At 67.1% G+C, this 14203-nt stretch carries 5 protein-coding genes; all 5 read left to right on the top strand.

The window, feature by feature from the left end; genetic code table 11:
• The first annotated feature begins 13 nt into the window (after window positions 1-13).
• Genes pglX through I004_RS0122890 form a run of 5 tightly spaced genes read left to right on the top strand, consistent with a single transcriptional unit; the run spans window position 14 to window position 14081 of the window.
• Window positions 14-3634 (top strand): BREX-2 system adenine-specific DNA-methyltransferase PglX, encoded by a 3621-nt coding sequence (gene pglX / locus I004_RS0122910; RefSeq protein WP_028437430.1) that lies wholly within the window; start codon window positions 14-16, stop codon window positions 3632-3634.
• Between the two features lie 45 nt (window positions 3635-3679).
• Window positions 3680-7705 (top strand): BREX-2 system ATPase PglY, encoded by a 4026-nt coding sequence (gene pglY / locus I004_RS0122905; protein ID WP_051345329.1) that lies wholly within the window; start codon window positions 3680-3682, stop codon window positions 7703-7705.
• Entirely contained in the window at window positions 7705-10551 is a 2847-nt protein-coding gene (gene pglZ / locus I004_RS0122900) for a BREX-2 system phosphatase PglZ (RefSeq protein WP_028437428.1), read from the top strand. The genes pglY and pglZ overlap by 1 nt, the downstream gene beginning before the upstream one ends.
• Before the next feature lie 27 nt (window positions 10552-10578).
• On the top strand, window positions 10579-11910 hold the full coding sequence (brxD, locus tag I004_RS0122895; protein WP_028437427.1) for a BREX system ATP-binding protein BrxD: 1332 nt from the start codon (window positions 10579-10581) through the stop codon (window positions 11908-11910).
• 2 nt (window positions 11911-11912) lie between these two features.
• A complete protein-coding gene (locus I004_RS0122890) occupies window positions 11913-14081 on the top strand; it encodes a DEAD/DEAH box helicase (RefSeq protein WP_028437426.1) in 2169 nt (722 codons plus the stop codon).
• Window positions 14082-14203: the final 122 nt, after the last annotated feature.

Here is a 14203-nt window from a genome sequence, read left to right as displayed (position 1 = left end):
AACGGGAGCCCTCGTGATCGACCCCAACAGCCTCCTAGCCGACCTTCAGACGCAGGTCACGGCTGCTGAAGGCGACCTGGAAGCGCAGGTCCAGGCCGTTCCTGAGGTCAGTACCCGGCTGCGCAGGGAGTACGAGCAGGCACGCAAGGCGAACCGGACTGCAGCCACGTGGAACGCCTGGCTCAGCGAGCGGATCACCCAGGTCGGGGTCGCCTGGGTGCTGGGTACGGTCTTCGTCCGCTTCAGCGAAGACAATGGACTGATTCCCGAGCCGTACATCACCGCGCCGGAGCTCGCGGGCCGGGAGACGGCACAGGCCCGCTACGAGGAGTACGTAGACAAGGACGAGGACCCTACGTATCGGGGCTGGCTGGAGACTTCCTTCGCGGAGCTGGGCGAGGGGCCAGCGGGACGGCTGCTCTTCGACCGGCGCCATAATCCGTTGTTCCAGATTCCGCTGTCGCACGAAGGTGCGGGATCGCTTCTGGACTTCTGGCGGCGGGAGAACGAGGACGGCTCGCTCGTCCACGACTTCACCGACCCGCTGGAGGACGACGACGGCACGAAGGGGTGGGACACCCGCTTTCTGGGTGACCTCTATCAGGACCTGAGTGCGGCGGCGCGGAAGACGTACGCACTGCTCCAAACCCCGGTATTCGTCGAGGAGTTCATCCTCGATCGCACTATGAACCCTGCGGTGCGCGAGTTCGGCTTCGAGCAGCTGAAGATGATCGACCCTACGTGTGGCTCCGGCCACTTCGTCCTCGGTGCGTTCCGCCGCCTAGTGCGGCTGTGGGCGGAGGGACGGCCGACTGTCGGGCCCTACGAGCGCGTACGCGCGGCACTTGAATCGGTGCACGGCGTGGATCTGAACCCTTTCGCGGTCGCCATTGCCCGGTTCCGGCTGCTACTCGCAGCGATGGCGGCGAGCGGGATGCGGACGCTCGCACAGGCGGGGAAGTACGACTGGCCGCTGGGGCTCGCGGTGGGTGACTCATTGCTGCCGACGGAGTACCGGCAAGAGGGGCTCTTCGGCGACGAGGAGTTGGGTGACGCGACCGAATCCACCGACAGTGAGGACCCATACTACGCACTGAGCACGGAGGACGTGTTCGAGCACCCGCAGATCCTGCGCAAGGGCCGCTACCACGTCGTGGTCGGTAACCCGCCGTACATCACGGTCAAGGACAGGACGCTGAGAGATCACTACCGGACACTCTACTCTGCTTGCTATCGCGAGTACCATCTGACAGTTCCGTTCATTCAGCGCTTCTTCGAGCTTGCAAAGTGCGATTCTCCCAACGTAGTTGGCCGAGTTGGTTTGATCGGGTCTAATGCCTTCATGAAACGGGAGTTCGGAAAGCGTGTCATCGAAGAGTTCCTTCCGAATCAGGTTGACTTGCGCGATGTGATCGACACGTCAGGCGCCCACATCCCTGGACACGGAACCCCGACGGTGATTCTTGTCGGTGCACCTAGGGGTTCCATCTATCGTTCACCCACAGTCCGTCTCGCGCTCGGCATTCAGGGAGAACCTGGCAAGCCGAAGATTCCAAGCCAGGGTTGTGTTTGGCAGGCGATCACTCGCCAGATCGACGATCCTGGGTCTGAGAGCACATGGATTAGCGTGCGCGACGCTCGACGCGAAGACCTGTCGAAGCACCCGTGGAGTCTCACTGGCGGTGCTGCTCCAGATGTCATGAAGACCCTGGAAAGCGCCTCGTCACGTCTTCGATCCGTGGTGGATGATATCGGGCTCTCAATCGTGACGGGCGAAGATGAGGCTTTTGCTGCAACCGATACAGCTGCTTCTCACTCTCGAGGGTCCAGGCCGAGCGCGGTAGCTAACGGAAACGAAGTTCGGGACTGGAGCCTCGCGGAAGTCACCTGGGTTAGCAGCCCATATGACGATTCCATGAACCTCCGGAAATCAGAAGAAAACCGTGATCTGCTTCGATTCATGTGGCCGTTGCGTCACGTCTTGAGGATGCGGAAGAGGTTCAGTGTCACCCTGCTCGAACGAGGAGTTTCATGGATCGAGTGGCGCGAAGTATACAAGGCTCGAGCAGTAGCGGAGACTCTCATCTTGTTCCCGCTCGTGGCGACGCACAACCACTTTCATCGGCAAGAGTTTGTAATCCCTGCCAAGCATTCGGTATCTGTCATCAAACTACCGAATTCGGCTACGAAGGATGAGTACCTGGCGCTGCTTGGGGTTCTCAACAGCTCCACCGCCGGGTTCTGGCTCAAGATGGTGAGCCATTGCAAGGGAGGTGGCGGGATCGGTGGAGGTATCGCAGAAGAACGTTGGGAGCAGTTTTACGAATTCACCGGCACCAAGCTCGAGGAATTGCCCCTCCCCTCCACCTACCCCACGTCCCTCGCTACCGCCCTCGACGCCCTCGCCCAGGAACTCTCCGACACCACCCCCCATGCCCTCGCCGTCCGTGAGACGCCAACCTCCGCGGCCCTCCGCGAGGCCCGGGTCCGCTACGACGCGATTCGCGCCCGAATGATCGCGCTGCAGGAGGAGTTGGACTGGCAGGTGTACGGGCTCTACCAGCTATATCCCGAGGAGCTACGCCTCCCCGAGGTGGACGCTACCCCCGCGTCCCCTGCCCTCCCCGAACTTGCGCTCGGAGAGCGCGCCTTCGAGATCGTGCTCGCCCGGCGCATCGAGGATGGTGAGGCCAGCGACGAGTGGTTCAAGAGGCACAGCTCCGCTCCGCGCACCACCATCCCCGAGCACTGGCCCGCTGCGTACCGCGAGCTTGTCCAGAAGCGGATCGATGCGATCAAGTCCAGCCGCGCACTGAACATGATGGAGCGGCCGGAGTACAAGCGGCGCTGGGCCACTGACGGTTGGGACACCATGCAGGAGAAGGCGCTCAAGTCTTGGCTCCTAGACCGGATCGAGGACCGTCAGCACTGGTTCGATGCCGAGGGGAACCCGACCCTGATCTCCCTCTCCCGCCTCACCGAAGACCTCAGCACGGACACCGAGTTCCGCTCGGTCGCCGACATCTACGCCCCCCGCCAGGACTTCGCGAAGACCGTTCGCCGACTCCTCTCCGAGGAACACGTCCCGTTCGTCGCCGCCCTGCGCCACAAGCCCTCCGGTCTGAAGAAGCGTGCCGATTGGGAGCACGTCTGGAAGCAACAGCGCAAGGAGGATGCGGCTGAGGACGAGCTCTCCAAGCGCGAGATCCGCAAGGATACCCCTGTCCCCCCGAAGTACAGCTCTGACGACTTCCTCAAGCCCTCCTACTGGCGGGCGCGCGGCAAGCTCGATGTGCCCAAGGAGCGGTTCATCTCCTACGGCACGGCGAACGCCCAGCACCCCGAGCTGTACGGCTGGGCGGGCTGGAACCAGCTGGAGCAGGCGCTCGCGCTCGCCTCGTACATCCAGGACGCCGGGATCGAGGGCCCGGACCTCGCCCCCTACCTGGCTGGGTTGCTGGAACTGCAGCCGTGGCTGGAGCAGTGGTACGGGGAGTACGACCCCGAGTACGGGGCTTCCCCGGCCGCGGAGGTGCTGGCGTTCCGTAACCTGAAACAGGGCGAGTTGGGGCTGACGGACGATGAACTGCGCGCTTGGCGTCCGACGGCTGCCAAGCGCGGCCCCGCGGCCTGAAGTCGGCTGGCTGAGGCCTGAGGGGACGGAGGAAGTAGGAGAACCATGGCGTTCATGGGCAAGGGCAAGAGTCGCCCCGAGGACCGTCCGCTGCTGCGAGAGCTCATCGACATCCCGGAGCGGGTGTCGACGTCCGACTACGTGTTGAAGCTGAGCGAGGCTGTCACCGAGGCGGGTGCGGAGGCGGCGTTGCGCGACTACGTCGTCACGGAGCGGCTGAAGAAGAACTTCGACACGGCGCTCAGTCTGATCAAGTCGGCGGTGGACAGACACGAGTCGAAGGCGGCCTATCTACACGGCTCTTTCGGCTCCGGTAAGTCGCACTTCATGGCGGTGCTTTATGCGCTGCTGTCGGGGCACCGGACGGCGCGGGCCCGCGACGAGTTCGATGCGCTACGTGCGAAGCATGCGTGGCTGGACGGGGACGGGCGGCGCTTCTTGCTGGTGCCGTACCACATGCTGTCGGCGAAGAGCCTGGAGCAGCGGGTGCTCGGCAAGTACGTCGAGCATGTGGGGCGGCTGCACCCCGAGGCACCGCTGCCGCAGGTGTATCGCACGGACGGGCTGTTCGAGGACTTCGCGCAGCTGCGAGCGCGCAGCGGCGACAACTGGGTGATCGAGCAGCTGGCGGGGGCGGTAACAGCCGACGCGGAGCTTGCCGCTGACATGGGCGAGGACGATGACCGGTGGGGCGACATCGTCACTGCCAAGGAGTCATCGTTCCGGTGGACGCCGCAGCTGCTGGACACCGCGATGGCCGCCCGAGAAGAGCACGAGAACGTCAAGCAGCTCGACACGGACAACCCAACCTCCCCGGCGGAGCTGCGGGCTCGTCTGGTGCGGGACCTGTCTCGCACGCTCTTCCCAGCCTTGGCTCGCAACGCCTCGGAGGACGCGGACGGCTTCATCTCCCTGGACAAGGGCCTGGGCGTGATCGCGGCGCATGCCAAGTCGCTCGGCTACGACGGCCTGATCCTGTTCATGGATGAGCTGATCCTCTGGCTGGCCGGACTCATCCAGGACCAGAAGGCGATGTCTCGTGAAGCCGACAAGATCACAAACTTGGTAGAGGGTGCCGACGAGCGCCGTGCTATCCCGGTGGTGTCGTTCATCGCCCGTCAGCGTGATCTGCGGGAGCTGGTCGGCGAGGAGCTGTCGGGCGCGGCCGAGATCGCCATCCGGGACAGCCTGAAGCTGAGTGGCGGACGCTTTGACAAGATCGTCTTGGATGATCGGAACCTGCCGCAGGTCGCCCAGGCGCGGCTGCTGAGTCCGAAGTCGGCCGAGGCGGAAGCGCAGATCGACGCCGCCTTCGCGGAGGCCCAGAAGCTCGGGCCCGATGTGTGGCGGACGCTGCTGGGCGAGGATGAGTCGACAACAGGCGGCGACGAGGACTCGTTCCGGCGTACTTATCCGTTCCCGCCGGCGTTCATGGACACCCTCGTCCACATCTCGGGTGCGCTACAGCGCTCGCGCACCGGCCTGAAGCTCATGGGACAGCTGCTGTCGGACCACCGACACGACTGGCGCCTCGGCCAACTCGTCCCGCTCGGCGACCTGTACCCGGCGATCCTCGGCGGCGGGGACCAGGCGTTCACTGGTGAGGCGGAGGTCCACTTCAAGGCGGCCGACAAGCTGTACCGGGAGAAGCTGCGGCCATATCTGCTGAGGGCGCATCAGGTCTCCGAGGACGAGGTCGAGGCGTACCAGCGCGACCCGCAGTCGGTCACCGACTCCCAATCGGCTGCTCACCTGCGCGACTTCACCGGTGACAACCGATTGATGCAGACCCTTCTGCTGTCCGCGCTGGCGCCGAGCGTGCCCGCGCTTGCCGATCTGACGCTGAAGCGGCTGAACGCCCTCAACTACGGCTCGATCGTCACCCGGATCCCGGGGACGGAGGTGCCTCGACTGGCGGCCAAGGTCACCGAGTGGGCTGCGTCCATCCCCGAGATCAAGAAGACCGGCACCGAGGCCAACCCGGCCGTCCGTTTGGAGCTGACCGGGATCGACCTGGACGCGGTCCTCGCCAACGCCCAGGTCCACAACAACCAGGGCAGCCGCCGCGCCAGAATGGAGGCCCTGCTCAAGGAGGCTCTAGAGGTCACCGAAGGGCCTGGCGGCTTCGGCGGCCATGACGTCCTCAATCTGGTGTGGAAGGGCACCGAGCGGGAGGTCGAGGTGGTCTTCGGGAACGTCGCTGATGTCGACTCGCTCGATGAAGCCGACCTGAAGCCTACGCGCGACGACGCCTGGCGGCTCGTCGTCGATCTCCCCTACGACGAGCGCGAGTTCGGACCGATGGACGACGCACAGCGGCTGCGGTCACTGCGCGAGAAGACCGGCGGTACCGTACGCACCCTGGCCTGGCTGCCGACACACCTGACCCGGGCCACGCGGGACGACTTCGAGCGACTCGTCGTCATCGACAAGCTTCTCGCCGACGGCAACCGCTTCGACAACGAGTACGCGCGCAGCCTCAAGCCGGACGACAAGGTGCGCGCCAAGGGGCTGTTCGCTTCCCAGCGCGACACGCTCACTGAGCGGCTGCTAGTCGCGCTCCGGCAGGCCTATGGGCTGGCCCGTAAGGAAGAGGGCACTGTCGACCTCAGCTTCGACCTGCACCTCGTCCCCCTGCGCGGTGATCTCCCGGAGGACAAGCTGAAGCTGCCGTTCGGTGCCACCTTGTACGGCGCGGCCCGTGACGTTGCGGGCAAGCTGCTCGCCGAGCAGTACCCCGGGCACCCGAACTTGGACCCGGAGAACACGGGACGGCCCGTCACCGCCGCTGCGCTGCGAACCGTCTTCGGCTATGTGCGGCAGGCGGCGGAGAGCGGGGACGGTCGCGTCGAAGTCGCCGGGAAAGACCGCGCGGCGATGGCACGCATTGCCGGTGGACTGCAGCTCGGTACGATGCAGGAGGCCTACTACCGGCAGTCCACTAGCTGGCCGGATCACTTCCAGCGCCTGGCCAAGCGGAGTGGCGAGAGCGAACCGACGCTGGTGCGTCTCACAGACTGGATGGACGAGCCCTCTCCGCGCGGCCTGCCCGAAGCGCTGCAGAAACTGGTCGCGGCCGCCCACGCGGAGATGACAGACCGCGTGTGGGTACGGGGCGGCACGCTCATCGAGCCTGCACCCGCGGCGCCCGGCGACCTCAGGCGCGAGTACGCGCTGCGCGAGCAGCCGCTGCCGGGCGAGGACGAATGGCGTGATGCGCAGGACCGCTTCGAGGCGGTGTTCGGGGCGAAGCCGCCGCCGCTGCGACGCGGCAGGATGGTCAACCAGTTCGCGGGTCAGATCCGCCAGTCCGCGCGGTCCTTGGTGGACGAGGCGGAGCGGTTGGTGATGGCGCTGGAGCAGCACCGAACCTTCCTCGACCTGGATGACTCCTCCCCACGTCTTGACCTTGCGCGGCGCGCCGCGGCACTGACACGTGAGTTGGCCGGCGATGGCACTGCCGCCACTGCGGTGTCGGCAACGGGAGGGGCGAAGGGAGTGGTGGAGGCGCTGGCCGAGTTCGACCTCGGTGGCTTCACCGCTCAGCGGCTCGGCACGTCACTGAAGTCGGCGCAGAAGGTGGCCTCCGCCCTCCACAGCACCGGATGGGAGCAGCTGGACCTGGCCGCCGGGCTCGGGGTGGAGGGCGCGGCGGTCCTCGCCCGGCTGCAGGAGGCAGCTGCAGGCGACGCGGTCGAGTACCCGGACTTCCCCCGCATGCTGGACCGTGCGGGCCAGGAGATCATCGCGCTCCTGCGTCGCCAGCAGACGGCCGAGAAGCCTGCGGTGACGCCACTCGTCGGACCCAATCCCGACGCCGGGATGGAGCAGCGGGCCGACGACATAGAACTGAACGGCGGCTCGGCCCACCCACCGCTCGGCACGGAACCCCAGACTGTGCCCGATGGCGGCGAGAGCTCCGTCGGCCGGCGCAGTGGGGGTGCGCGGCGCGAGGGCAGGGGCCGTACGACTGCCGCACAGGCCGTCGCGTCGCTGCGGTCCGAGATTTCCGAGCTGGCCGAGCTGGATCCGAACGCCACCGTCGAGATCCACTGGAAGGTCGTCGACTGATGTCTGACACGGCAACCGTCGCAGGTCCAGCCCGGCTGCCCGCCGCGACCGTCTCCCAGTACGCCGCTTCACGCAGCGGTATCAATGACGGGCAGCGGCAGGTTCTGGTGCTGCGCGCTAAACCAGAGTGGGAGGGGCCCGCAACCCTGCGTCTGCGCGACGGAGTTCGGGCACAGGTGGCGGTGGCACCCTCGGTGCTCGCCGTCCACGAGCTGATCCTGCGACACCTGGATCCGGCAGCCGTGCCCGACCATGCGGTCCTCGTCGTCCTCACCGACCGCGAGGACACCGAACTCGATCCGGCATTGCTCGCCCGTACGTACGGGCGGCGGATCCGAGAGGTCGACAACTGGGAGGTCGTTCGCAATGCCTTCGGCGCGGTCGGCGTCGATCCGCGGTTGCGCGCTGAGAAATGGGCAGCCGAGGCGCTGCTCCACGAGGCGGGCCGACATGGCTCCACCATGCGCGCCCGCCGCATCCTCACCCGCGACGAAGCACTCACTCTGCTCGCCCGTCGGCGGCTCGGCCTGAACGAGACCGAGCAGGACGGACGGACGAACGCGACCACAGGTGACGAGCGCATCGATCCGATTACCCTGCTCCGCTGGACGCTGACGCCAGGCGGACCCGCATCGCTGGCCACCTCAAGGAAGGCTGAGCGCGAAGGCCTCGGCCGCTTCCTCGGCGAACCCGATCAGGCCGGTTCCACTGGGCGCGCGGTCATAGCGCTGTGCTTCGCCGGAAACGGCTCGGACGCTCTCGCCTTCGCTCTGGTCTGCGCGGTCCTGTGGGCACACGGGCAAACGGGCGAGGAGGTGTATCGGGCACGAGGGCGGGCCGAGCGCTTCTTCGGCGACCAACCACCGGCCACGGGCGAGGAACTCGACCAGCTGCTGTCGGTGTTCGGGAGCACCGGGGAGGCATACGTCCACTCACTCCTGGAGCGGGGTGAACACCGGTTGGCGGACCCAGTTCTCACGCGCGCGGCCCAGCTCTCCGCTCAGTTCGGGGCAGAGGTGGCAGCAGGCGCCAGCCCCGTACTCGAGGCGGGGCTCGATGCTCGCTTCACCGCCGCCGGATACGCCCTGTCCCGAGGCGATGCTGCCGCGGTCGTGGCAGCCGTGCAGGCGCTGACGGATCACGCACTTGTCGTCGACACAGGGACACAGGCGAGGATCGAGCGCGTGCGGATGGCTGCCCGAATCAGGCAGTGGCTCGCCGGGAAACCCTGCCCCGAGGTCGAGACGGTCGCCGATGGGATAGAACGGCAGATTGCCGAACTCGGGTGGATCGACCGGGCGTTGGAACACCTGGAAGCCGGAGGGGACGAGGACCCGAAGCTCGCTGCCGCCTACGACGCGATCGCTGGGGAAGTGCGTGCCCTGCGTACCGGACTGGATCGTTCATTCTCCGAGCGTCTGGAGGTGTGGACAGCCAACGGCACAGCACCGAGATCCATGCTCACGGTGGAGACTTTCCTTGACCGTGTGGTCAAGCCAGTGGCCCGCTCCGTGGGCCGACGCATCCTACTGCTCGTCGTCGACGGTATGAGCGTGGCCATCGCCGCCGAGCTTGGCGAGGAACTCGGGCGCGGCTGGGCCGAGTACGATCCGCTGCCGTCAGCCTCGGGCAGCCCTGGTGGGGGGCCTGTACGCCGAGCCATGGCTGCCGCACTCCCGACACTGACGGCTGTCTCCCGGACGTCGCTGTTCGCAGGCACGCTCATGAAGGGCGACCAGACGGATGAGAAGCGACTCTTCCCAGAACATCGGTTCTGGAAGGGTGTCCCCGCGGCCGTGTTCCACAAGGACGACCTGCGCGCCACAGACACCGGTGCGCCTTTTTCTCCGGCGCTCGGAAGGGCCCTCGCCGACGGACAAAGCCACGTGGCGGTTGTCCTCAATACGGTCGACGACCGGCTGGCCAAGGAGCAGAAGCTCGGCGACAGTGCCTGGTCGGTTGGGGAGATCGGCGGGCTCGAGCCGCTGCTGCGTGCCGCCCGCGCCCACAGCATGACCGTTCTGATCACCTCCGACCACGGCCACGTCGTCGACCGGCACGGCGAGAAGATCGAACCGAGCACGGGCACCATCGGCTCGGCGCGGCACCGCGCCCCGGGTGGCACGGTGGCCGAGCAGGAGATCGAGCTATCCGGCCCGCGCGTGGTCTGGCCCGACTCCGGGGCCTCCATCGTTGCCCTCTGCGACCACGACAGCCGCTACACCGCACGTAAGGCGGGCTACCACGGTGGGGCAACCCTCGCCGAGGTCACAATCCCGGTGCTGGCCCTGCTGCCCTTCGGCGTCGAACCTCCCAAGGACTGGCGGGAAGTGAGCCGCCCCGAGCCCGCATGGTGGGCCCTCGGCGCCGACACCGAAGCCCAGACCCCGCACGCATCTGCCCCGGGTGCGAAGGAGCGCGCTGCTCCGCCCAAGAAGCAGGGTCACCAGCGGCCTGCGGTGCCGACCCCCAGCCCTGGCCTGTTCGATGCCGAGGACGTCGTCACCGCGGCTCCCGAACAGTCGGCGTTTTCGGCCGACCCCATCGAAGCGCTGGTGGAGCGGCTGACCCAGAGCGAGCTATATCAGGCGCAGTTGAACCTGCTGGCGCGCAGGCGGAGCGCGGAGCGTGCGCCGAAGGCGCTAGCCGTGCTGCTGGAGGCGGGCACGCTGTCGATGACGGCGCTCGCCGAGCGCGCCGGACAGCCAGCGTCGCGGGCGGCCGGATTCGCGGCGACGCTGGCACAGCTGCTCAACTACGACGGGGCGCAGGTGCTGGAAATCCTCCCCGACAACCGCACTGTGCGGCTCAACCAGGCGATGCTTCGAGACCAGTTCGGCCTGTGAGCGGGCACCCGGAAGGCGAGTGAGAACGTGAACGTCCATCCCGCGGCAAGCGGTGTCGGGGCGGTGCGGCGGCGTGCTGTCTTGGACGCACTGCGGCGCGGGGCCGTCCCCGAGAGCGGCCTTGATCTGCTCGCCACCGGACTGGACCGGTTCGAGCAGGCCGTCGATGAGGAGGTGGCGAGCGTCGCGGCCGGCGGATCTGTATTCAAGGCGGTTCGCGGTGAGTACGGGTCCGGCAAGACCTTCTTTACCCGCTGGCTGGGAGAGAGAGCCAAGCGCCGCAACTTTGCCGTCGCCGAGGTGCAGATCTCCGAGACGGAAACCCCCCTGCACAAACTGGAGACGGTCTACCGCCGACTCACCGAACGCCTCGGTACGTCTGGCTTCCCGCCCAGTGCCCTGCGCCCCGTCGTCGACGCCTGGTTCTACGCGCTCGAGGAGGACGCCCTGGATGACGGGGCGAATGAGACCGAACTGCCCGCAGCCGTCGACCGCCTGCTCGCGGCACGCCTCGCCGAGGTGTCGCGCCGCGCACCCGCCTTCGCCACCGCCCTGCGGGGATATCGGCAGGCACTCCAGAACGGCGATGAGACGACGGCTGCGGCCGTCATGTCCTGGCTGGGCGGACAGCCGCACGTCGCACCCTCCGCCCGGCGTGCCGCCGGAGTCCGCGGCGACCTCGACCACTTCGGCGCCTTCGGTTTCCTACAAGGACTGCTCACCGTGCTACGCGACAGCGGACATGCGGGACTGGTGCTCGTCCTGGACGAAGTGGAGACGCTCCAGCGAGTGCGGTCCGACGCCCGCGACAAGGCGCTCAACGCGCTCCGCCAGCTCATCGATGAGGTCCACTCGGGTCGCTTCCCAGGCCTCTTCCTCGTCATCACCGGCACACCAGCCTTTTACGATGGGCAGCAGGGCGTGCAGCGCCTGACCCCGCTGGCCCAGCGGCTCGCCACCGACTTCACGACCGACCCGCGATTCGACAATCCTCGCGCCGTACAGGTACGCCTGTCTGGCTTCACCACGGACTCCCTCACAGCCCTCGGCTGCACCATTCGCGACCTGTACGCGAACGGGTCGACGGCACCCCAGCGCATCGGGCAACTGGCCGACAACGCCTACGTTGCCGACCTGGCACAGGGGGTCGGTGGTGCACTCGGCGGAAAGGTCGGTGTGGCCCCGCGGCTCTTCCTGAAGAAGCTCGTCGGCGACGTCCTGGACCGTATTGATCAGTTCCCCGACTTCGATCCCCGCGTCCACTACCAACTGACCGTGCCGGCAGGCGACATGACCGAACTGGAGCGCAACGCTGCGGCCAGCAGCGCCTCCGCCGACGAGATCGATCTGGACATGTGACGATGAGTAGTCCGACCGCCGCAGAGGCACACGATCCGGTGGAACGGCTCGACCCTGTGGTCCTACACCACATCGTCAACACTCTTGGCTGGCCGGACCTGCGCCCGCTGCAGAAGGCTGCGATCGGACCGTTGCTGGACGGTGAGGACGCCCTGCTACTCGCACCCACCGCCGGCGGGAAGACGGAGGCTGCCACCTTCCCCCTCTTGTCCGCGATGGCCGGGCACCACTGGAGCGGAACGTCCGTGCTGTATCTCGCGCCGCTCAAATCCCTGCTCAACAACCTGGTGCCTCGCGTCGATGGCTATGCCCAGTGGCTGGGTCGCAGTGCCGCACTCTGGCACGGCGACACCTCGGCCACGCAACGACAGCGCATCCGCACACAAGCCCCGGACATCCTGCTAACCACGCCGGAGTCGCTGGAGGCGATGCTGATCAGCGTCAAGACGGACCATGCCCTGATGCTTGGGCGGATCCGAGCGGTCGTTGTCGACGAAGTGCACGCTTTCGCCGGGGACGACCGCGGCTGGCACCTCCTGGCCGTGCTCGAACGGCTGGAACGAATCACGGGCCAGCCCATCCAACGTGTCGGGCTCTCCGCGACGATCGGAAATCCCGAGACGCTGCTCAGTTGGCTGCAGGGCGCGCGAACCGAACAGCGGACCGGGCGCGTCATCGCCCCTGACGCAGATCAGCCGACGGGGCCTGGCACTGACCGAGCGGCCACCCCACCAACGCGTCCTGCGGGCCAAGTCGAGCTCGACTACGTCGGCTCACTCAGCAACGCGGCCAAGATGATCGAAGCACTACACCGCGGGGAGAAGCGCCTGGCCTTCTGCGATTCCCGCAAACAGGTCGAGGAGTTGGGCGCGGCGCTACGGGGCCGAGGGGTTACCGCCTTCCTTTCTCACGCCTCGCTCTCGGCTGACGAGCGAGCCCGGTCGGAGCAGGCCTTCGCCGAGGCGCGCGACTGCGTCATCGTGTCGACGTCCACGCTGGAACTCGGAATCGACGTCGGCGACCTCGACCGCGTGATCCAGATCGACGCTCCGTCGACCGTCGCCTCCTTCCTCCAGCGCATCGGACGCACCGGCCGCCGCACAAGAACCTCGCGCAACTGCCTCTTCCTAACCACCCGCGAAGACACCCTGTTGCAGGCAGCCGGGCTGCTCAGGCTGTGGTCGCGAGACTGGGTCGAACCCGTCACCCCGCCACCCGCGCCTCGCCACCTCGTTGCCCAGCAACTCCTCGCCGTCACCCTCCAGGAACACCGCCTCGGAGACCAGCTGTGGGCAGAGCAGTGGAACGGACTCGCCCCCTTCGACGGCTCGGCGCAGCCCCTCATCGACCACCTCGTCTCTGAAGGATTCCTGGACAGCGACGGCGGCATGCTGTTCACAGGGCCACAGGCCGAGAAGCACTTCGGACGCCGGCACTTCATGGAACTCACCGCCTCCTTCACCGCACCGCCGGAGTTCACCGTCCTCGCCGGGCGCAGCGAGATCGGCACCACCGACCCCGCCGTCCTCACCGAAGAACGCGAGGGCCCCCGCCGGCTGTTGCTCGCAGGGCGTAGCTGGCAGGTCACTGCCATCGACTGGGCGAGGCGGCGCGTCTTCGTGGAGCCCGTCGAGGACGGGGGGATCGCCAAGTGGCAGGGCAGCGAGGTGCGGGGGCTCTCCTTCGCCCTAAGCCGCGCCATGCGAGAAGTTCTGCTTGGAACGGACCCCGGCGTGCGCCTGACCCGCCGCGCCGCCGCCGCTCTCCACGTGCTTCGCGCGGACCGCGCCCCACACGAAGTCCACCCAGCGGGCAGTCTCCTTGTACGCGATCCCGACGCGGTCCGCTGGTGGACCTGGGCCGGCCACCGCGCCAACGCAACCCTCGCGGCGTCCCTCGGCAACCTCGCCGACCCGGTGCAGCGCCCCACCGACACGCACATCCGGCTCCGCCAGGACCTCTCACCGGAAGATTGGAATACGGCGCGTACTGAGTTGCCCGATGCACTCACCCTGCCGTCCGTCGACCGACGAGCCGTCAAGGGGCTGAAGTTCTCCACGGCACTCCCCGAGCGCCTCGCCACCGCAACACTGGCCGAACGCTTGGCAGACTTCGACGGGGCCCTTGCAGCAGTTCGGGAACCTGTCCGCATGGAATGGGGTCTCCGCTGACAGGCTCTGGGAGTCGAGCCTGTCAAGTGCACGGGTGGATGGCTGGCGGCTATGGACATCCTTCACGCGCTGGTGACTGGCACTTGGTCGTCGTCGTGACCCTGCCGGTTCTGCTCGTTGCT

Source organism: Streptomyces sp. TAA486, assembly GCF_000426165.1.
Note: the sequence above shows the minus strand (reverse complement) of the source record. Positions and strands in the feature narration are given on the sequence as shown.